Below are 20379 nucleotides of genomic sequence, written 5' to 3'. Positions count from 1 at the left end.
GGTCCGTACCCCTACTGGTGGGTACGGACGGCAGTGCCGTGTATGGGCCCTCGGATGTCACTCTGGGGGCCTCAGGGAGGTAGGGTCGTAGGCGGTCGGGGACATCCCATACAACTCGCCGGCATCTGAGCCGGCGTACCAACGAGGAGATCGGTTCGTGACGATCCGCGTAGGCATCAACGGCTTTGGCCGCATCGGTCGTAACTACTTCCGCGCGCTGCTGGAGCAGGGTGCAGACATCGAGATCGTGGCTGTCAACGACCTGGGTGACACCGCGACCACCGCTCACCTGCTGAAGTACGACACCATCCTGGGCCGCCTGAAGGCCGACGTGTCCCACACCGAGGACACCATCACCGTCGACGGCAGGACGATCAAGGTCCTCTCCGAGCGCAACCCCGCCGACATCCCCTGGGGCGAGCTGGGCGTCGACATCGTCATCGAGTCGACCGGCATCTTCACGAAGAAGGCCGACGCCGAGAAGCACATCGCGGGCGGCGCCAAGAAGGTCCTCATCTCGGCTCCGGCCAAGGACGAGGACATCACCATCGTGATGGGCGTCAACCAGGACAAGTACGACGCGGCCAAGCACCACGTCATCTCGAACGCTTCCTGCACCACCAACTGTGTGGCCCCGATGGCCAAGGTTCTCGACGAGAACTTCGGCATCGTCAAGGGCCTGATGACGACGGTGCACGCGTACACGAACGACCAGCGCATCCTGGACTTCCCGCACAAGGACCTGCGCCGCGCCCGTGCCGCCGCCGAGAACATCATTCCGACGACCACCGGTGCCGCCAAGGCCACCGCGCTGGTCCTTCCGCAGCTCAAGGGCAAGCTCGACGGCATCGCGATGCGCGTCCCGGTCCCGACGGGCTCGGCCACCGACCTCGTCGTGGAGCTGCAGCGCGAGGTCACCAAGGACGAGGTCAACGCCGCGTTCAAGAAGGCCGCGGACGACGGCGAGCTCAAGGGCTTCCTGTTCTACACCGAGGACGAGATCGTGTCCTCGGACATCGTCGGCGACCCGGCCTCCTGCACCTTCGACGCTTCCCTGACCATGGTCCAGGAGGGCAAGTCGGTGAAGATCCTCGGCTGGTACGACAACGAGTGGGGCTACTCCAACCGCCTCGTGGACCTCACGGTCTTCGTCGGCGGCCAGCTCTAAGTCCCAGAGCAAGCACGTTGATGTGAGCACAGGGCCCGGGCAGCGCGACGCCGCGCTGCCCGGGCTGTCTTTTGCGGCTGAACCGCCGCCGCTCTCGCGGACCTGGTTGATCGCCATCGTGGTTCCTCAATTGATGGCTGATCTCTTCGCGGGTAAAACATCAGAGCCCCACCCAGGAGTCACTCAATGAAGACGATCGACGAACTTCTCGCCGAAGGGGTCGACGGCAAGCGGGTCTTCGTGCGCGCCGACCTGAATGTGCCGCTGGCCGACGGACGTATCACCGACGACGGGCGTATCCGCGCCGTCCTGCCCACCGTCAAGGCCCTCGCGGAGGCGGGCGCCAAGGTGGTCGTCGCCTCGCATCTGGGCCGTCCCAAGGGTGCCCCGGACCCGGCGTTCTCGCTGCTGCCCGCCGCCGAGCGGCTCGGTGAACTCCTCGGCGCGCCTGTCGCGTTCGCCCAGGACACCGTCGGCCCCGCCGCCCACGACGCCGTGAACGGCCTGGAGCCCGGGCAGGTCGCGGTCATCGAGAACCTGCGCTTCAACGCCGGTGAGACGTCGAAGGACGACACCGAGCGCGGCGAGTTCGCGGACCAGCTCGCGGCCCTGGCCGATGTCTACGTAGGCGACGGTTTCGGCGCGGTGCACCGCAAGCACGCCTCCGTGTACGACCTCCCGGCGCGCCTGCGGCACTACGCCGGATACCTCATCGCCACCGAAGTCGGTGTCCTGAAGAAGCTCACCGAGGACGTCAAGCGCCCCTATGTCGTCGCGCTCGGCGGCGCCAAGGTCTCCGACAAGCTCGCCGTCATCGACCAGCTGCTCGGCAAGGCCGACCGGCTGCTGATCGGCGGAGGCATGGCGTACACCTTCCTCAAGGCCAAGGGGTACGAGATCGGCAGCTCTCTCCTTCAGGAGGACCAGATCCCGGCCGTCATCGAGTACATCGAGCGCGCCGAGAAGTCTGGTGTCGAGCTGGTCCTGCCCGTCGACGCACTGGTCGGGTCCGAGTTCCCGGACCTGAAGACCAAGGCCCCGGCCAATCCCGCCACCGTCGCCGCGGACGCCATCCCGGCCGACCAGATGGGCCTGGACATCGGTCCGGAGTCCCGCAAGCTGTACGCCTCGAAGCTCGCCGACGCCGCCACCGTCTTCTGGAACGGTCCCATGGGCGTCTTCGAGCACCCCGACTACGCCGAGGGCACCAAGTCGGTCGCCCAGGCCCTTCTCGACTCCCCGGCCTTCACGGTCGTCGGCGGTGGCGACTCCGCCGCGGCCGTTCGCATCCTGGGCTTCGACGAGACGGCATTCGGCCACATTTCGACCGGTGGCGGCGCCTCCCTCGAATACCTCGAGGGCAAGACGCTCCCCGGCCTCGCCGCACTGGAGGACTGACCCCTGATGGCTGCATCTAACTTCTCTGGGCGCACGCCGCTGATGGCGGGCAACTGGAAGATGAACCTCAACCACCTCGAGGCCATCGCCCACGTCCAGAAGCTCGCCTTCGCCCTGGCCGACAAGGACTACGAGGCCGTCGAGGTCGCCGTCCTGGCACCCTTCACCGACCTGCGCTCCGTGCAGACCCTGGTCGACGGCGACAAGCTCAAGATCAAGTACGGCGCCCAGGACGTCTCGGCGCACGACTCCGGCGCCTACACCGGCGAGATCTCCGCCCCGATGCTGGCCAAGCTGAAGTGCACCTACGTGGCGGTCGGCCACTCCGAGCGCCGGCAGTACCACAACGAGACCGACGAGCTCTGCAACGCCAAGGTCAAGGCCGCCTTCAAGCACGGTCTCACGCCGATCCTGTGCGTCGGTGAGGAACTGGAGGTCCGCGAGGCGGGCAACCACGTCGCGCACACGCTCGCCCAGGTCGAGGGCGCCCTCAAGGACGTACCGGCCGAGCAGGTCGAGTCCATCGTGGTCGCGTACGAGCCTGTCTGGGCCATCGGCACCGGCAAGGTCTGCGGCGCCGACGACGCCCAGGAGGTCTGTGCGGCGATCCGTGGCAAGCTCGCCGAGCTGCATTCGCAGGAGCTGGCCGACCAGGTTCGCATCCAGTACGGCGGCTCTGTGAAGGCCGGGAACGTCGCCGAGATCATGGCGAAGCCCGACATCGACGGCGCTCTGGTCGGCGGCGCCTCGCTGGACGCCGACGAGTTCGTCAAGATCGTCCGCTTCCGCGACCAGTAAGTACCGGTCCGGTGACCAGTAAGTAGGCGCTGGCGGCGATACGTCGTACCCTTGCGGGGGCCGGGCGGCTTCGCTTATGAAGCTCCGGCCCCCGTCGTCCGTACAAGTCCGAGGAAGTTGGTCCAGCCGTGGTTATGGGGTTCTCGATCGCCCTGATCGTCTTCAGCCTGTTGCTGATGCTGCTGGTGCTGATGCACAAGGGGAAGGGCGGCGGTCTTTCCGACATGTTCGGTGGCGGCATGCAGTCGTCCGTCGGCGGCTCCTCGGTCGCCGAGCGAAACCTCGACCGCATCACCGTCGTGGTCGGTCTGTTGTGGGCCGCGTGCATCGTCGTGCTCGGCATCCTGATGAAGGTCACCAACTGATCAGCGGCTGACGTCGGTACGACAGCGCATCTTTCGCATAAAGCCCCATGTCCGGTACGCGCTCGCGAGCGCGGCCTATCATGGGGCTTGCGTCTTTGGGTGGGGTGTAACTCCAGTCACTGGACGCGCGTTGGCCCTTACGTACACTGAGGCGCTCGCAGCGAAGCGTCACGCCGACTCGCTTCGCGGCACCATTACGCAGGGAGTTACAACCGTGGCAAGTGGCAACGCGATCCGAGGAAGCCGGGTCGGGGCGGGGCCGATGGGCGAGGCCGAGCGCGGCGAGTCCGCGCCACGGCTGTGCGTCTCCTTCTGGTGCTCCAACGGACACGAGACGCAGCCGAGCTTCGCCAGCGACGCGCAGGTCCCCGAAACCTGGGACTGCCCGCGCTGCGGCTTTCCGGCCGGACAGGACCGGGAGAATCCGCCGGACCCGCCGCGCACCGAACCGTACAAAACGCACCTGGCGTACGTACGGGAGCGGCGCAGCGACGCGGACGGCGAGGCGATCCTCGCCGAGGCGCTCGCCAAACTGCGGGGTGAAATCTAGGACTTGAGAAACCGGCCGGGCACCCACGGGGACGGGCGCGGCCGGAGCTGTTGCGTGGCATCAAGGCCTGCTCCATTAGGTTGGAACCGGCAGCGGGGCAACGTACGCAGCAGGACAGGTTCGAAAGAAGGCTGAAGTCCCAGATGAACGCAGACAGCCGTACCCGGCTCAATCAGAAGCCCGAGTGGACCGCTCTGGCCAAGCATCGCGAGGAACTCGGCGAGGTGCGGCTGCGTGAGCTGTTCGCCGCGGACCCGGGGCGCGGCGCCGGATACACACTTCAGGTCGGCGATCTGCACGTCGACTACTCCAAGCATCTGGTCACCGACGAGACGCTGCGGCTGCTGCGTGAACTGGCTGCGGCGGCCGATGTGTTCGGGCTGCGGGACGCCATGTTCCGCGGCGAGAAGATCAACACGACCGAGAACCGCGCCGTGCTGCACACCGCGCTGCGCGCGACACGCGACGCGGTCATCGAGGTCGACGGCGAGAACGTCGTACCGGGTGTGCACGCCGTGCTCGACAGGATGGCCGACTTCGCCGACCGTGTCCGCTCGGGCGCGTGGACGGGGCACACCGGCAAGCGCATCCGCAATGTCGTCAACATCGGCATCGGCGGTTCGGATCTCGGTCCGGCGATGGCGTACGAAGTGCTGCGGTCCTTCACCGACCGAGAGTTGACCGTCCGCTTCGTGTCGAACGTGGACGGGGCCGATCTGCACGAGGCGGTACGGGACCTGGACCCGGCCGAGACGCTGTTCATCATCGCCTCGAAGACCTTCACCACCATCGAGACGATCACCAACGCGACCTCGGCGCGCAACTGGCTGCTGACCGAGCTGAAGGCGGACCAGGATGCGGTCGCAAAGCACTTTGTGGCTTTGTCGACGAACGCCGAGAAAGTGTCGGACTTCGGTATCGACACGGCCAACATGTTCGAGTTCTGGGACTGGGTCGGCGGCCGGTACTCGTACGACTCGGCGATCGGCCTTTCGCTGATGATCGCGATCGGTCCGGACTGGTTCCGCGAGATGCTGGACGGTTTCCGGCTCGTCGACGAGCACTTCCGTACCGCCCCCGCCGAGTCCAACGTGCCGCTGCTGCTCGGCCTCTTGGGCATCTGGTACGGCAACTTCCATGACGCGCAGTCGCACGCGGTGCTGCCGTACTCGCACTATCTTTCCAAGTTTACGGCGTACTTGCAGCAGTTGGACATGGAGTCCAACGGCAAGTCCGTGGGGCGCGACGGCGAGCCCGTGGAGTGGCAGACCGGGCCCGTCGTGTGGGGTACGCCGGGGACCAACGGGCAGCACGCGTACTACCAACTCATCCACCAGGGCACGAAGTTGATCCCGGCCGACTTCATCGGGTTCGCCGAGCCGGTCGCGGATCTGCTGCCGGGGCTTGTCGGCCAGCACGATCTGCTGATGGCCAACTTCTTCGCGCAGACGCAGGCGCTGGCCTTCGGTAAGACGCCCGACGAGGTGCGTGCGGAGGGGGTGCCCGAGGAGCTGGTGCCGCACAAGACGTTCCAGGGCAACCATCCGACGACCACGATCCTCGCGCGCGAGCTCACTCCGTCGGTGCTCGGCCAGTTGATCGCGCTCTACGAGCACAAGGTGTTCGTGCAGGGCGCCGTCTGGAACATCGACTCCTTCGACCAGTGGGGCGTCGAGCTCGGCAAGGTGCTCGCCAAGCGCGTCGAGCCCGCGCTGACCGAGGGCGCAGAGGTGCCGGGCCTTGACGAGTCGACGAGGGCGCTGGTCGCCAAGTATCGGGAGATGCGCGGGCGTTGATGTCGTGCAGCAGGCCCTCCTTGCCGAGGCGCAGGGGCGCCCGGCGCCTCGGCAAGGGGGACAGTCTGCGACGGTCAGGCGACGGCGCTGAGCGTGTCCGCGAGCCTGCGGCGGCCGGCGCGTGCGGCGGGCAGGGCCGCGAGTGCGGCGGCACCCAGCACGGCGGCCGTACCGAACAGCAGCAGCAGAACGGGGGACGGCGCCCGGGCGATTCCGGCGCCGATCCCGCTCGACCGGCCCTGGGCGTCGATCAGCCAGTGCGCGAGGGGCACGCCGAGTGCCGTACCGGCGAAGACGGCTGCCAGGGCGGTGCAACCGGTGGCCGTCACGGAGACGAGGGTGATCTGGCGCGGGGAGAGTCCGATCGCCTTGAGGGCCAGCAGATCCCGCTCGCTCTCGCGCACGGTGCCGCCGATCGCGGTCAGCAGTTCGATGAGCCCGATCAGGGCCAGCACGGCGATCAACCCGGCCACCACCCCGCGAAGCGGCGAAAGCCCGTCTGCTGGGTTGGTCACCGTGTGGACGTCCAGCCGCCCCCGCGAGGCCTCGGTCAGCTCGGCGCCAATCGCGCGGGGGTCTGCTCCGGGCCTCAACTGCAGCTCGTAGAGCGTCGGTTGGAGCTTGGGGTCGTTCTCTCGGAGCGTGTCGAGCGAGGTGGAGATGACCCGGCCGCCGTTCTCGGGTTCGATGCTGCGTCCGACGATGTGCAGGATCTGGGGCCGTCCGCCCACCGTCATCCGCACCCAGTCGCCGAGCCGTACGTTCAGCAGATCGAGCAGCCCCTGGCCCGCGACCGCCTCGTCGCGCCCGCGCGCCGCGCGTCCCTCCGCCAGCGAGAACGGATACGGATCCTGGGCGGTGCCGAGCCCGCGCAGCGCGATCGTGCCGGTCTGGCCCGGCACCAGTGCCGCCACCTCGACGCCCGGATGGACCGCCGTGATCTGCGGGTTCTCGGCCAGCAGGGCCCGCGCCCGCTGATCGCCGAGTTCCTCGTCGGCGCGTGCCGTGAGCGCCGCGGCGAGACCGAGCTGCTCCGGCTTGCTGTGGAAGCGGTCGATGGTGGTCCAGGCGCTCAGCGCGACGACGATGAGCAGCAGCGGCAACGCGAGTCGGGCGGTGGTGGCCAGCGAGCGCGGCCGCCATGAGAACGCCTTGTGCATGCCGAGCACCAGCGCGGGCGGCAGCCGCAGCCCGAGCGCTCCCCGGGCCACGCCCGGCAACGGGCCGCCCAGGGGCGCCGCGGCCCGCAGCACCGGCACCGGTGGCACCCGCCCGGCCCGCCAGGCCGCGAGCCCCGTCGTGGCGGCGATGAACAGTACCGCCGCCACCGGAACTCCGAACAGAGCCGCGGTGTGCCCGGGCAGGCCCTGCCATACGCCGACCGCGTCACCCAGGCGTCCGGGAACCAGGTTCCCCGCCGCCTGCATGAGCACCGCGGCCGCCACCGCGCCGGTGAACGCGAACGCCACGTGCTGGACCAGGAAGATGCGCACCACCTGACCAGGTGTGAAGCCGATGGCCTTCAGTACGGAGATGTTCCGCAGATGGCCGCGGATCCGGGTGCCGATCGCGCCGTACACGGCCAGTGCGGCGGCGACCAGGGCTCCCAGCCCGAAGAGGCCGAGTACCTGGCCGAGCAGCCGGTCGTCGCCCTGTGCCTCGGCACGTGCCTGCTGCCAGTTGGAGACCTGGGTGACCGCTCCCGCGCCGAGCGTCGTGACGGCGCGCTGGACCGCGTAGTCCGTGTCGTCGGGGTCGGCGAGGCGCAGCCCGATGACCTGCCCGGTGGGGCCATCCGTGCGGGGAAGGGCGGACGGTGGTGCCCAGACGACGCCTGCCCGCTCGCCGGGCCGGTAGCGGGGCTCGGCGCTGTCGGCGACGCCCAGCACGGTCAGGGTCCGGGAGGTGCCGGGCAGGACGAGGCTGTCGCCGGGCTCGGCCCACAGCGCCCAGGCAAGGCTGCTCTCCAGGACGACGCCGTCGGGCGTGCCGGGATCCAGCCACCGGCCGGAGACAAGGAACGGGCGTCCGGTCGTGGGCCGTTCGCCGTCGGCGCCGCGCAGTTCGACGGAGGCCCTGGTGCCGCGCGACTCGACGGTGGCGGCCGCGGTGCGGTAGGGGCCCGACACGGAGGTCACACCGTCCAGCGACGCGAGGCGGCCGGCATCGGCGGACGCGCCGGTGTGAATCCACACATGCGCGCCCTTGGACTGTGTGAAGACGCGCTGCCAGGGATTGGTGGCGTATCCGAACAGGGCCGTGGCGAGTAGCAGGGAGGCGACGATCCCGGCGGTGGCCAGCACGATGAACAGCGCCTCGCCGCGGTGCGCCCGCAGATCCGCGCCCGCCCAACGCAGGGTGGCCCGCACCTCGCCTCAGCCCTTCAGCTCGAGCACACCGGACGTGCCGGTGCCGCGCGGCGGCGGCGTGCCGTCCAGCTCGGCGTCGTCGGCTATCCGACCGTCGAAGAAGCTGATCACACGGTCCGCGGCGCTCGCGAGCCGCGCGTCATGGGTGACCAGCAGAATCGTCTGGCCGCGCTGGTGGAAGCGGGACAGCAGCCGCATCACCTCGCGGGTGCCCTTGCTGTCCAGGCTGCCCGCGGGTTCGTCCGCCAGCAGCAGCCCGGGGTGGTTGACCAGCGCCCGTGCCAGGGCGACCCGCTGCTGCTCGCCACCGGACAGCTCGCCGGGCATGCTGCGCTCCTTGCCCTCCAGGCCCAGCTCGGCCAGCAGCTTCTCGCGCTCGGCGCGCGCCTGCTTCGGCGAGGACCCGGCGAGCAGCGCGGGCAGCTCGACGTTGTCGGCGACCGACAGGTTGGAGACCAGGTTGAAGAACTGGAAGACGATGCCGATGCGCCGCCGGCGCTCCACCGCCCACCGCGCCTCGCTGTAGGCATCGGTGCGCTCCCCGTCCAGCCACACGCTCCCGCTGTCCGGCCGCTGGAGTCCGCCCAGCAGATGCAGCAGGGTCGACTTACCGGCGCCGGACGGGCCGGTGACGGCCACGAACTCGCCGCGCCGCACGGAAAGATCCACACCGCGTACCGCATGCCGGGGCGCCCTCGCCGTGGTGGGTCTTGACCAGGCCCTCGGCGCGCAGCAAGGGAGCGGCGGCGGCCGAGGTGTCGACGTGGGCGGTCATTCCGGCTCCTCCAGCTCCTCCTGGCACCGTTCCAGCCAGTCGAGGTCGGCCTGCAGATGCAGCATGGCGCCCTCGATCAGCAGCTGGGCGACACGGTTGTCCCGGTCCTCGGCCGCGGCGAGCTTCGACAGACTGCGCATGGTGTTCAGGTACTGGCGCCGCTGTTTGTTGATGAGGGCGATCCGGTCGGCGAGGCCGGTCTGCGGGGCGAGAGCGAGCTTCATGAAGAACTCGTCCCGTACCCGCGGCTCGTCCGCCGTCTCCTCGAACCAGGCGTGCAGCGCTTCCCGTCCGGCATCGGTGAGGTGGTAGATCTTCTTGTTGGGCCGGCTCGACTGCTCGACTTCCTCGCCCTCGATCAGCCCCGACTTCTCCAGCCGGCCGAGCGTCACATAGATCTGGCCGACATTCGGCTGAGGGTACGCGGCACCCAGCAGTTGCTCAAGGTCCTGCTTGAGCTCGTAGCCGTGGGCCGGGCCGCGCGCCAGGAGAGCCAGGAGAGGCAGGCGCACTCGTGCTCTCCTCCTCCCCGTCCTTGGTCATGTGTCGCAGGCCCTAGTATCGCCCATGCCTAACGGGTATACATGGCGGCTGACGCCGGACGACGATGCCCGGTGCCGTTGGTACAGGGAGGAACCTATGCGGTGGATACACGCCGCCGGTAGGGGCCTCCTGGTCGCCGCGGTGATCCTTTCCGGATACGTCGCGTCCGGCACCCAGGCCGACGAGGCGCGGGGAGGCGGACGCGGTCCGCTCACACTGGCGACCGCGGGGGACCTCACCGGCTATCTCGGACCGCTGCTCGACGGCTGGAACCGCAAGCACCCCGACGAGCGGGTCACCCTCGTGGAGCTTCCCGACTCCGCCGACGAGACCCATGCCCAGATGACCACCGATCTGCGCTCGGGCGACAGCCGTTTCGACGTGCTCAACATCGATGTCGCCTGGACCTCGGAGTTCGCGGCGGCCGGCTGGATCTCCCCGTTGCAGCGGGCACGCTTCCCGGTGGAGAGCTTCCTGCCGCCGGTGGTGGACACGGCGACGTACGAGGGAAAGCTGTACGCCGTCCCGTACGTCACCAATGCCGGACTGCTGCTCTACCGCAAGGACGTCCTGGACAAGGAGGGCGTCGAGCCGCCCCGCACCTGGGCCGAGCTGGAGAACCAGGCGAAGACCATCGCGCCGAAGTACGGACTCGACGGCTACGCGGGCCAGTTCCTGCCCTACGAAGGGCTCACCGTCAACGCCGCCGAAGCGGTCTACTCGGCGGGCGGCACGATCCTCGGTGACGAGGGGGAGCGGGTCACCGTGAACTCGGCCGCGGCCCGCAGGGGCATCGGATTCCTCGCCCGGGGAGTGCGCGACGGCTGGATCCCCGAGGAGGCGCTGAACTACAAGGAGGAGGAGTCCAAGCAGGCCTTCCAGGACGGCCGTCTGCTCTTCCTTCGCAACTGGCCCTACGCGTACGTGAGCGCGTCCGGCAAGGGTTCCGCGGTCGCCGGGAAGATCGGCGCCGTACCGCTGCCTGGACCCGACGGGCCGGGCGCGAGCGTGCTCGGTGGTTCGAACCTCGCGGTCAGCGCACAGGTGCGCCACCCCGATTCGGCGGCCGCTCTCCTCGCCTATCTCACGAGTGAGCGGGTCCAGCGACAGGTCCTCACAGAGGGGGCGCTGCCACCCGTACGGGCCGCTCTGTACCAGGATCCGGCGCTGATCCGGGAGTTCCCGTATCTGCCGACGCTGCGGGCCAGCGTGCTCGCGGCGGCGCCGCGGCCCAAGAGCCCCCGTTATGACCAGGTGAGCCTCGCCGTGCAGGCCGTCGTGCACGATGCGATGACCTGGCAGCAGACCCCCGAGGCGGCGGTGCGGCGGCTCGCCCGGGAGCTGGCGGCCATCGCGCGACGCGGCTGAATCCTCGCCCGTCGCTTGCCCATGCATTGCTTGGCGATTCCGACCTAGTTACATGTTAGGTATCGATGTCATCTCGAGAGGCCCGTTGAGGCCGTAAAAACCGGGACATACTCCGTCAACTTCCCACGGCTTTCTGTCTACTCGTTGACATCTCCTCTTCATGCCTACATAACATGCATGCATAACGACGGTCGGCTCTCGGCCGCCACACCCCTCCAGGCATGACATTCAGAGACAGGTCAACGGGTGATGCTCACAGCCCCGGCCGGCGACGGCCTCGCGCGCCCTCTTGCGTACCGCTGGTGGCGCGACGCAGTGATCTACCAGGTGTACGTCCGCAGTTTCCTGGACAGCACCGGGGACGGCATCGGCGATCTCGCCGGGGTCCGGGCGGGACTGCCGTATCTGAAGAAGCTGGGCGTCGACGGCATCTGGCTGAGCCCCTTCTACCCGTCTCCGCAACACGACCACGGGTACGACGTCGCCGACTACCGCGACGTGGACCCGGTCTTCGGGAACCTCGCCGAGTTCGACCTGCTGATGACGGACGTACGGCGGCTCGGCGTCAAGGTGCTGCTCGACATCGTCCCCAACCACTGTTCCAGCGAGCACTCCTGGTTCCGCGAGGCGCTCGCCGCCGAGCCCGGAAGCGAAGCGCGTGCCCGCTTCCACTTCGCCGACGGCCGCGGCCCGGGCGGTGACGAGCCGCCCAACAACTGGCACTCGATGTTCGGCGGCCCCGCGTGGTCACGCGTCACCGAGCCGGACGGCACACCGGGCCAGTGGTACCTGCACATGTTCACGTCCGAACAGCCCGACCTGAACTGGCGCAACGCCCAGGTCGGCGCCCACTTCGACCAGGTGCTGCGCTTCTGGCTGGACCGCGGCGTCGACGGCTTCCGCATCGACGTGGCCGCCGGGCTCTTCAAGCACCGGGACCTGCCCGACTCGCCGGACCCGGCGGCCGACGCCCGCACCCGCGACTCGGTCAACCCGCTGGCCTGGAACCAGCCCGAGGTCCACGACGTATGGCGGCACTGGCGGTCGGTGTGCGAGGAGTACACCGCGCGCGACGGCCGGGAGCGGCTGCTGGTCGGCGAGGTCTCCGTGCCGACCGCACGGGAACACGCCCAGTACGTACGGCCCGACGAGCTCCACCAGGCATTCTTCTTCGACCTGCTCGGCGCGCCCTGGAACGCCGACGCCTTCCACAAGGTCATCTCCGAGGCCATGCAGGACATCGCCGGCACCGGATCCACCATCACCTGGGTCCTCAACAACCACGACCAGGTCCGCACCGTCACCCGCTACGGAGAGTCCGGCACCGAGGGTAGCGGCCTCGGCGCCGCCCGCGCCCGGGCCGCCGCGCTGCTGATGCTGGCGCTGCCCGGAGCCGCGTACATCTACCAGGGCGAGGAGCTGGGTCTGCCCGAGGTCGTCGACCTGCCCGACGAGGTGCTGACCGACCCGATCTTCCACCGGACCGGAAGCCGGGCCCGGATACGCGACGGCTGCCGGGTGCCGCTGCCCTGGTCGGGGCACGCCTCACCGTTCGGTTTCACCTCGGGTGCCGAGGGTGCGAAGCCCTGGCTGCCGCAGCCCGACTGGTTCGCCGAGCACGCCACCGACCGGGCGCTGGCCGACACCCGTTCGTTCTGGCACCTCTACCGCGACGGCCTGCAGCTGCGTGACAGTCTGCCCCAGCTCGGCGAGGGCACCCTGCGCTGGCTTCAGAGCCCGCCCGACGTGCTCGCGTTCGTCCGCGGCGACGGACTCGTCTGCGCCGTCAACTTCGGCACCGCACCGGTGCCGGCACCGGTCGGCGGCGCCCCCCTGCTGTCCAGCGGACCTTGCCCGGCCGGGGTGCTGCCCGGCTCGACGGCCGCCTGGTGGATCAGCGACTGCACCAACCCCTGAGACCAGCACCTGAGACCAACCCCCTGCTTTCAACCTGATGCACCGTCAACTCCTATCCCGTTCGAAGGGACATCAACGATGATGCGACGACGTATGACACTGGCGAGCTGCACGGCCCTGGCCCTGGCGCTCGGCGCGACCGCCTGTGGTGGCGGACCGGTCACCGCCGCGGGCGACGGCGACAAGCCGCTGAACGGCCAGACGCTCACCGTGGCCGGCGTCTGGTCCGGTACCGAGCAGAAGAACTTCCAGAAGGTCCTCGACGCCTTCGCCGAGAAGACCGGCGCCAAGGCCCAGTTCATCTCCACCGGTGACAATGTCTCCACCGTCGTCGGCAGCAAGATCGAGGGCGGCAACGCTTTCGACGTGGTGATGGTGCCTCAGGTCGGTGTGCTCCAGCAGTTCGCCGAGCAGGGCTGGCTCAAGCCGCTGTCGAAGAAGACCGAGCAGGCCGTGGACGCCAACTACGCAAGCGTGTGGAAGGACTACGGCAGCGTCGACGGCTCCCTGTACGGCCTGTACTTCAAGGCCGCGCACAAGTCGACCGTCTGGTACAGCCCTGAGGCTCTGGACCAGGCCGGAGTCAAGGCGCCGAAGACATACGACGAGATGCTGAAGGCGGGGCAGACGGTCTCCGATTCGGGCCTGGCCGCCTTCTCCGTCGCCGGCCAGGACGGCTGGACCCTCACCGACTGGTTCGAGAACATCTACCTCTCCGAGGCCGGACCCGAGAAGTACGACCAGCTCGCCGCCCACGAGATCAAGTGGACGGATCCGACCGTGGTGCAGGCGCTCACCACCCTCGGCAAGCTCTTCAAGGACAAGGAACTGATCGCGGGCGGCCAGAAGGAGGCACTGAACACCGACTTCCCGGGTTCCGTCGAGAAGGTCTTCGGTCCCGAACCGGAGGCCGGCATGGTCTACGAGGGCGACTTCGTCGCCGGTGTCGCCAAGGACCAGTTCGGCAAGAAGATCGGTCAGGACGCAGACTTCTTCCCCTTCCCGTCGGTCGACGGCGGCGAGGCACCGGTGGTCAGCGGCGGTGACGCCGCCGTCGTCTTGAAGGACGGCAAGAACCAGAAGGCCGCCACGGCGTTCCTGGAGTATCTGGCGAGCCCCGAGGCGGCCGCTGTGTGGGCCGATGCCGGCGGCTTCCTGTCCCCGAACAAGAAGCTCGACCTCGCCTCCTACGGTGACGACGTCACGCGCGAGACCGCCAAGTCCCTGGTCGACGCCGGGAATTCGGTCCGCTTCGACATGTCCGACCAGGCCCCGGCGGCCTTCGGCGGCACCAAGGGCACGGGCGAGTGGAAGCTCCTCCAGGACTTCCTGCGCGACCCGTCCGACCCGAAGGCCACGGCGGACAAGCTCGAGGACGCGGCCGCCAAGGCATACCAGGACTGACGGCCATGACCACCGCTGTCACCACCGCACCCGGCACGGCCCCGAGTGCCCGGCCACCCGGGTCTGCCGACGGCAGGCGCCGCGCCCGGCGGCGTACCCGGGTCATCGCCGTGGCCTTCGTCCTCCCCGCGCTGGTCCTGCTCGGCGCCCTCGTCGTCTACCCCGTGCTGTTCTCGGTCGGCCGGAGCTTCTTCGACGCCTCCGGCACCCGGTTCGTCGGCGGCGAGAACTACGCCGAGATGTTCCGCGACCCGGCGACGCTCAAGGCCATCCGCAACACCACCGTGTGGGTGGTCGTCGCCCCCGTGCTGCTCACCGGGCTCGGGCTGATCCTCGCCGTCCTGGTCGAGAAGATCCGCTGGGCAACGGCATTCAAGCTGCTGCTGTTCATGCCCATGGCGGTCTCCTTCCTGGCCGCGGGCATCATCTTCCGGCTCGCGTACGACGAGGACCCCGACAAGGGCGTGCTGAACGCCGCCGTGGTCGGGGTGCACGACGCCTTCAAGGGCACCTCCTCGTACCCGACCGCCCGTGCCCGCGACGGACAGGGCCTGACCAAGGGCGCGGACGGCTCGTACCGTACGACCGCTGTGGCGTCGCCCGGCCGGACGGTCGGCCTCGGACTGGTCGGCGTACCGCCCAAGGAACTGCCTGCGAACGCGGAGCCCGCATACGCGGCAGCCGCGCAGAAGGCGGCCGGGGACGAGCTGCGCGGTGTCGTCTACCTGGACTTCACGCCTGGCGGGGGCGGGGAGCAGGGCAAGGCCGACAAGGCCGAGAGCGGGCTGCCGAAGATGCGGGTCGAGGCGGTGCGCGACGGACAGACCGTGGCCACCGCCACGACCGGGGCCGACGGTTCCTTCCGCTTCCAGGGACTCGACGCCGGCTCGTACACGCTGCGGCTGCCCGCGGAGAACTTCGCCCCGCCCTACGAAGGTGTCTCCTGGCTCGGCCCGGCCCTGGTCACCCCGGCCATCATCGGCGCCTATCTATGGATCTGGACCGGTTTCGCCATGGTGCTGATCGGCGCCGGGCTCGCCACGCTGCCGCGCGACACCCTGGAGGCGGCCCGGATGGACGGCGCCAATGAGTGGCAGGTGTTCCGGCGGATCACCGTGCCGCTGCTCGCGCCTGTGCTGACCGTGGTCTTCGTGACCCTGGTGATCAACGTGATGAAGGTCTTCGACCTCGTCTACATCATCGCGCCGGGGCCCGTGCAGGAGGACGCCACCGTACTGGCCACGCAGATGTGGCTGGTGTCCTTCGGCGGCGGCAACAACCAGGGCCTGGGTAGCGCGCTCGGTGTGCTGCTCCTGCTGATGGTGATCCCCGCCATGGTCTTCAACGTCCGCCGCTTCCGCAGGAGCCAGTCATGACCGTCACCGCAACCGACCGCCGGACCATGGCGAAAGGTCCGGCGCCCGTCGCCGCATCCGGGCCGCGGCGGTCCAGGGGCCGGCTCGGGCGCTGGCTCGGCAGCAGTCTGATCCAGGCGTTTCTCGTGGTCGTCGGCCTGGTCTGGCTCACGCCGCTCGCCGGGCTCTTCCTCTCCTCGCTTCGCTCCGCTCAGGAAAACGCGAGCGGAGGCTGGTGGACGTCGCTGACCAGCCCCGGGCAGCTGTCCTTCGAGAACTACTCCGCGCTCCTCGCCAACTCCGGCATGACGCAGGCCTTCTGGAACACCGTACTGATCTCGGTGCCGACCACCGTGCTGGTCGTCGTGATCGCGGCGCTCGCCGGATACGCCTTCGCCTGGCTGGACTTCCCCGGCCGTGAGCCACTGTTCCTGCTCGTGGTGGCGCTGCTGGTGGTGCCGGTGCAGATCGGACTGCTGCCGGTGGCCAAACTCTTCGGCCAGCTGGGGTTGTTCGGCACGATTCCCGGCGTCGTGCTCTTCCATGTCGCCTACGGGCTGCCGTTCGCCGTCTTCCTGCTGCGCAACTACTTCGCGGAGATACCGCGGGAGATGCTGGAGGCGGCCCGCATGGACGGCGGAAGTGAGTGGCGGATCTTCACCCGGCTCGTGCTGCCGGTGGGGCGACCGGCCCTCGCCAGTCTGGCGATCTTCCAGTTCCTGTGGGTGTGGAACGACATGCTGGTGGCGCTGTTGTTCGCCGGCACGTCCTCGCAGCCGCTCACCGTGGCACTCCAGTCGCAGATACGGCAGTTCGGGAGCAACATCGATGTGCTGGCACCGGGGGCGTTCCTGTCCCTCGTCGTGCCCGTGGTCGTTTTCTTCGCCTTTCAGCGGCACTTCGTGCAAGGGGTGATGGCGGGGTCGGTCAAATGAACGGCGACCGTCATCCGGCTGTGTCGTCCTCCTGATACACGTACGTCCTCCTGATACGCGTACGCCCCGTCACCAAGTTGCTCCTGGTGGCGGGGCGCCGTCGTATCCGCTCAGTCGGTCAGGGCGAAGCCGGCGGATAAAGGTCCCTCGGCAGCTGTGAGGCCGCCGCCGCGTCCAGGAGCCACAGCGTGCGGGAGCGGCCGTACGCGCCCGCTGCCGGGGCCTGGATCTCGCCCGCTCCCGAGAGCGCGATCGCCGCTGCCTTCGCCTTGTCCTCGCCCGCGGCCAGCAGCCACACCTCGCGAGCCGCCCGGATCGCGGGCAGGGTCAGCGTGATACGGGTCGGCGGGGGCTTGGGCGCGCCGTGTACGCCGACCACCATGCGCTCGGTCTCCCGTACGGCGGGCAGCTCCGGGAAGAGCGACGCCACGTGCGTGTCCGGGCCGACGCCCAGCATCAGGACGTCGAAGGTGGGGACGCTGCCATGGTTCTCGGGGCCCGAGGCCTTGGCCAGCTCGCCGGCGTACGCCTCCGCCGCCGCGTCGGCGTCCTTGCCGTACGGGCCGTCCGAAGCGGGCATGGCGTGCACGCGGTGCGGATCCAGCGGTACGGAGTCGAGGAGCGCCCCGCGGGCCTGGGTGACATTGCGGTCCGGGTCGCCCTCGGGAAGGAACCGCTCGTCACCCCACCACAGGTCCAGGCGGCCCCAGTCGACGGCATCCCGCGCGGGAGCCGAACTCAGCGCCGCGAGGAGGCCGTTGCCGTTGCGCCCGCCCGTGAGTACCACCGAGGCGTAGCCCCGGGAGGCCTGCGCGTCCACGATCTTCGTGATGAGCCGGGCCGCGGCGGCCTGGGCCATCAGTTCCTTGTCGTGGTGGACGACGAGCTGCGGCGCGGTGCTCACTTGGACGCCACCCTCTTGGCCAGGTCGGCAGGGGTGGCCGTAGCCTTGTCGGCCTCCTTCGCCGGCTCCTTGGCGGACGCCTCAGCCGGTTCCTCTGCAGCGGCAGCGGAAGCCCCGGCGTCAGAAGCCCCAGCCTCGGAAGCACCCGCTCCGGAGACCCCGGCCCGGAAAGCCGCAGCTCGGGACCCCGCCGCCGTAGCAGCCGTGCCCCCGGAGCCCTCAGCCCATCCGCCCGCCGAACCCCCCGCGAGCGAACCGGACTTGAAGCCCCCGCTGCCCAGCCGCTCCACGCCGAACCGCAGCGCCGACGCGTATGTGTCGTCCGGGTCCAGCCGCCGCAGCTCCTCAGCTATCAGCTCGGCCGTGTCGCGGCGGTTCAGTGCCACCGCCCGGTCGGGCTGGCCCTGGATGGACAGCGTCGCCAGGGAACCGTCGGCGCGGTCCAGGACGATCGGTCCTGAGCTGGTGGCCATCCGGACGGAGGTGAGACCTGGCCCGGAGGACAGCGATCGCTTGACGGGGACGTCGAGCCGGTCCGCGAGCCACATCGCGAGCAGCTCGCAACTCGGGTTGAACTCCTCGCCTTCCACCTCGACCGAGGTGACCTCGCAGGTGACCTGGTCCAGAGCCGCGGCCAGCATCGAACGCCAGGGCGTGATGCGGGTCCACGACAGGTCCGTGTCGCCGGGGGTGTAGGCGTCGGCACGGGCGCCGAGTTCCCGTACGGGCTGCTCGGCGGCGTAGGTGTCGGTGACGCGGCGCTGCGCCAGGGCGCCCAGCGGGTCCTGGGCCGGGTCGAGCGGCGCGTTCACCGGCCACCAGACGACGACCGGCGCGTCCGGCAGCAGCAGGGGGAGGACCACCGACTGAGCGTGGTCGACCACTTCGCCGTACAGCCGCAGTATCACCGTCTCGCCGGTTCCCGCGTCCGCACCGACCCGTACCTCGGCGTCGAGCCGCGAGGTGGTGCGGTCGCGGGGGGAGCGGGAGATGCGCTTGATGACCACCAAGGTGCGCGAGGGGTGTTCGCGGGACGCCTCGCTGGCGGCCTTCAGCGCGTCGTAGGCGTTCTCCTCGTCGGTGACGATGACGAGGGTGAGTACCATGCCGACGGCGGGTGTGCCGATGGCCCGGCGGCCCTGCACCAGCGCCTTGTTGATCTTGCTGGCAGTGGTGTCTGTGAGGTCGATTTTCATGGCCGGCGCCAGCTCCGTCCATCTCGTTCGAGCATTTCGTCCGCCTCGGCCGGGCCCCAGGTGCCCGACGCGTACTGCGCGGGCTTGCCGTGCTTCTCCCAGTACTCCTCGATCGGGTCGAGGATCTCCCAGGACAGCTCGACCTCCTCGGTACGCGGGAAGAGGTTCGCGTCGCCGAGCAGGACGTCGAGGATCAGCCGCTCGTACGCCTCCGGACTGGACTCCGTGAAGGACTCGCCGTACGCGAAGTCCATCGACACGTCCCGGACCTCCATGGAGGTGCCGGGCACCTTGGAGCCGAAGCGGACCGTGACGCCCTCGTCCGGCTGGACGCGGATGACCAGTGCGTTCTGGCCCAGCTCCTCCGTCGCCGTGTGGTCGAAGGGGGAGTGCGGGGCGCGCTGGAAGACGACCGCGATCTCCGTGACGCGTCGGCCCAGGCGCTTGCCCGTGCGCAGGTAGAAGGGGACGCCCGCCCAACGCCGGTTGTCCACCTCCAGCTTGACGGCCGCGTAGGTGTCGGTCTTCGACTTGGGGTCGATGCCGTCCTCTTCGAGGTAGCCGATGACCTTCTCGCCGCCCTGCCAGCCCGCCGCGTACTGCGCGAACACCGTGTTGCGGCCGAGGTCCTTGGGCAGCTTCACCGCACCCAGCACCTTGGTCTTCTCGGCGGCCAGCGCGTCCGCGTCGAAGGAGGCCGGCTCCTCCATCGCGGTCAGCGCGAGCAGCTGGAGCAGATGGTTCTGGATGACGTCGCGGGCGGCGCCGATTCCGTCGTAGTAGCCGGCGCGGCCACCGATGCCGATGTCCTCGGCCATCGTGATCTGGACGTGGTCGACGAACGAACGGGTCCAGATCGGCTCGAACATCTGGTTGGCGAAGCGCAGCGCCAGGATGTTCTGGACGGTCTCCTTGCCCAGGTAGTGGTCGATCCGGAAGACCTGGTCGGGGGAGAAGACCTCGTGCACGATCCGGTTGAGCTCCTCGGCCGACTTCAGGTCGTGGCCGAACGGCTTCTCGATGACCGCGCGCCGCCAGGAGCCGTCCTTCTGGTCGGCCAGGCCGTGCCTCTTCAGCTGCTGCACGACCTTGGGGAAGAACTTCGGCGGTACGGACAGATAGAAGGCGAAGTTGCCGCCCGTGCCCTGCGCCTTGTCCAGGTCCTCGATCGTCGCCTTCAGGTTCTCGAAGGCGTCGTCGTCGTCGAAGGTGCCCTGGACGAACCGCATGCCCTGGATGAGCTGCTGCCAGACCTCCTCACGGAAGGGGGTACGGGCGTGCTCCTTGACCGCGTCGTGGACCTCCTGCGCGAAGTCCTCGTCCGCCCACTCGCGGCGGGCAAAGCCGACGAGTGAGAAACCCGGCGGCAGCAGGCCGCGGTTGGCGAGGTCGTAGACAGCGGGCATCAGCTTCTTGCGGGACAAATCGCCCGTGACGCCGAAGATGACGAGGCCCGACGGCCCCGCGATACGCGGGAGCCGTCGGTCTGCGGCGTCACGAAGCGGATTCGCTCCGGTGCCGGGAGAAGGAGTCAAGGT

General features: G+C 69.2%; 16 protein-coding genes and 1 pseudogene. 11 read left to right on the top strand and 6 right to left on the bottom strand.

What is annotated here, in order from left to right; genetic code table 11:
- Positions 1-157 precede the first annotated feature (157 nt).
- The 6 genes from gap (at position 158) to pgi (ending at position 6075) form a co-directional block, all read left to right on the top strand.
- A complete protein-coding gene (gene gap / locus ABD357_RS01970) occupies positions 158-1168 on the top strand; it encodes a type I glyceraldehyde-3-phosphate dehydrogenase (RefSeq protein ID WP_344387010.1) in 1011 nt (336 codons plus the stop codon).
- Between the two features lie 186 nt (positions 1169-1354).
- Complete coding sequence (locus ABD357_RS01965) at positions 1355-2566, top strand: phosphoglycerate kinase (RefSeq protein ID WP_344387009.1); 1212 nt, start codon at positions 1355-1357, stop codon at positions 2564-2566.
- Positions 2567-2608: 42 nt separating this feature from the next.
- Positions 2609-3364, top strand: coding sequence for a triose-phosphate isomerase (tpiA, locus tag ABD357_RS01960; protein WP_344387042.1), 756 nt, complete (start codon positions 2609-2611; stop codon positions 3362-3364).
- 134 nt (positions 3365-3498) lie between these two features.
- A complete protein-coding gene (gene secG, locus ABD357_RS01955) occupies positions 3499-3729 on the top strand; it encodes a preprotein translocase subunit SecG (protein ID WP_165342601.1) in 231 nt (76 codons plus the stop codon).
- A gap of 214 nt (positions 3730-3943) precedes the next feature.
- Positions 3944-4279, top strand: a complete 336-nt coding sequence (locus ABD357_RS01950) for an RNA polymerase-binding protein RbpA (protein WP_344387008.1) — start codon at positions 3944-3946, stop codon at positions 4277-4279.
- A gap of 143 nt (positions 4280-4422) precedes the next feature.
- A complete protein-coding gene (gene pgi / locus ABD357_RS01945; protein WP_344387006.1) occupies positions 4423-6075 on the top strand; it encodes a glucose-6-phosphate isomerase in 1653 nt (550 codons plus the stop codon).
- A gap of 74 nt (positions 6076-6149) precedes the next feature.
- On the opposite strand, the gene ABD357_RS01940 is transcribed toward pgi, so the two are convergent.
- The 3 genes and pseudogenes from ABD357_RS01940 to ABD357_RS01930 form a co-directional block, all read right to left on the bottom strand.
- Positions 6150-8444, bottom strand: coding sequence for an ABC transporter permease (locus tag ABD357_RS01940; protein WP_344387005.1), 2295 nt, complete (start codon positions 8442-8444; stop codon positions 6150-6152).
- A gap of 6 nt (positions 8445-8450) precedes the next feature.
- A pseudogene (locus tag ABD357_RS01935) lies at positions 8451-9219 on the bottom strand (ABC transporter ATP-binding protein).
- Positions 9216-9731, bottom strand: a complete 516-nt coding sequence (locus tag ABD357_RS01930; RefSeq protein WP_344387004.1) for a PadR family transcriptional regulator — start codon at positions 9729-9731, stop codon at positions 9216-9218. Before ABD357_RS01930 ends, ABD357_RS01935 begins: the two are co-directional and overlap by 4 nt.
- Before the next feature lie 127 nt (positions 9732-9858).
- Between ABD357_RS01930 and ABD357_RS01925 the strand changes: the two genes are divergently transcribed.
- The 5 genes from ABD357_RS01925 to ABD357_RS01905 all read left to right on the top strand — a co-directional run bounded on the left by ABD357_RS01925 (position 9859) and on the right by ABD357_RS01905 (position 16741).
- Positions 9859-11130 carry an ABC transporter substrate-binding protein gene (locus tag ABD357_RS01925; protein ID WP_344387003.1) on the top strand — a complete coding sequence of 424 codons (1272 nt, stop codon included), beginning with the start codon at positions 9859-9861 and terminating at the stop codon, positions 11128-11130.
- A 249-nt stretch (positions 11131-11379) separates the two neighbouring features.
- The gene (locus ABD357_RS01920; protein ID WP_344387002.1) at positions 11380-13047 is read left to right on the top strand and encodes a glycoside hydrolase family 13 protein; all 1668 of its coding nucleotides are present in this window, start codon (positions 11380-11382) and stop codon (positions 13045-13047) included.
- 78 nt (positions 13048-13125) lie between these two features.
- Positions 13126-14451, top strand: coding sequence for an ABC transporter substrate-binding protein (locus ABD357_RS01915; protein ID WP_344387001.1), 1326 nt, complete (start codon positions 13126-13128; stop codon positions 14449-14451).
- A gap of 5 nt (positions 14452-14456) precedes the next feature.
- On the top strand, positions 14457-15827 hold the full coding sequence (locus tag ABD357_RS01910; RefSeq protein ID WP_344387000.1) for an ABC transporter permease subunit: 1371 nt from the start codon (positions 14457-14459) through the stop codon (positions 15825-15827).
- Positions 15824-16741 (top strand): carbohydrate ABC transporter permease, encoded by a 918-nt coding sequence (locus ABD357_RS01905; RefSeq protein WP_344386999.1) that lies wholly within the window; start codon positions 15824-15826, stop codon positions 16739-16741. The genes ABD357_RS01910 and ABD357_RS01905 overlap by 4 nt, the downstream gene beginning before the upstream one ends.
- Positions 16742-16859: 118 nt before the next feature.
- On the opposite strand, the gene pgl is transcribed toward ABD357_RS01905, so the two are convergent.
- The 3 genes from pgl to zwf are packed head-to-tail and all read right to left on the bottom strand — an operon-like array spanning position 16860 to position 20376.
- Positions 16860-17645 carry a 6-phosphogluconolactonase gene (gene pgl / locus ABD357_RS01900; RefSeq protein WP_344386998.1) on the bottom strand — a complete coding sequence of 262 codons (786 nt, stop codon included), beginning with the start codon at positions 17643-17645 and terminating at the stop codon, positions 16860-16862.
- A complete protein-coding gene (gene opcA, locus ABD357_RS01895; protein WP_344386997.1) occupies positions 17642-18841 on the bottom strand; it encodes a glucose-6-phosphate dehydrogenase assembly protein OpcA in 1200 nt (399 codons plus the stop codon). Before opcA ends, pgl begins: the two co-directional genes overlap by 4 nt.
- Positions 18838-20376 (bottom strand): glucose-6-phosphate dehydrogenase, encoded by a 1539-nt coding sequence (zwf, locus tag ABD357_RS01890; RefSeq protein ID WP_344386996.1) that lies wholly within the window; start codon positions 20374-20376, stop codon positions 18838-18840. The genes opcA and zwf overlap by 4 nt, the downstream gene beginning before the upstream one ends.
- Positions 20377-20379: the final 3 nt, after the last annotated feature.

This window comes from Streptomyces vastus, from assembly GCF_039532825.1.
Classification (GTDB): domain Bacteria; phylum Actinomycetota; class Actinomycetes; order Streptomycetales; family Streptomycetaceae; genus Streptomyces; species Streptomyces vastus.
Note: the sequence above shows the minus strand (reverse complement) of the source record. Positions and strands in the feature narration are given on the sequence as shown.

Coding starts and splice junctions, on each gene's coding strand:
- ABD357_RS01965 (WP_344387009.1), top strand. CDS start 1,355: ATGAAGACGATCGACGAACTTCTCGCCGAAGGGGTCGACGGCAAGCGG.
- tpiA (WP_344387042.1), top strand. CDS start 2,609: ATGGCGGGCAACTGGAAGATGAACCTCAACCACCTCGAGGCCATCGCC.
- secG (WP_165342601.1), top strand. CDS start 3,499: ATGGGGTTCTCGATCGCCCTGATCGTCTTCAGCCTGTTGCTGATGCTG.
- pgi (WP_344387006.1), top strand. CDS start 4,423: ATGAACGCAGACAGCCGTACCCGGCTCAATCAGAAGCCCGAGTGGACC.
- ABD357_RS01925 (WP_344387003.1), top strand. CDS start 9,859: ATGCGGTGGATACACGCCGCCGGTAGGGGCCTCCTGGTCGCCGCGGTG.
- ABD357_RS01920 (WP_344387002.1), top strand. CDS start 11,380: ATGCTCACAGCCCCGGCCGGCGACGGCCTCGCGCGCCCTCTTGCGTAC.
- ABD357_RS01915 (WP_344387001.1), top strand. CDS start 13,126: ATGATGCGACGACGTATGACACTGGCGAGCTGCACGGCCCTGGCCCTG.
- ABD357_RS01910 (WP_344387000.1), top strand. CDS start 14,457: ATGACCACCGCTGTCACCACCGCACCCGGCACGGCCCCGAGTGCCCGG.
- ABD357_RS01905 (WP_344386999.1), top strand. CDS start 15,824: ATGACCGTCACCGCAACCGACCGCCGGACCATGGCGAAAGGTCCGGCG.
- opcA (WP_344386997.1), bottom strand. CDS start 18,841: ATGAAAATCGACCTCACAGACACCACTGCCAGCAAGATCAACAAGGCG.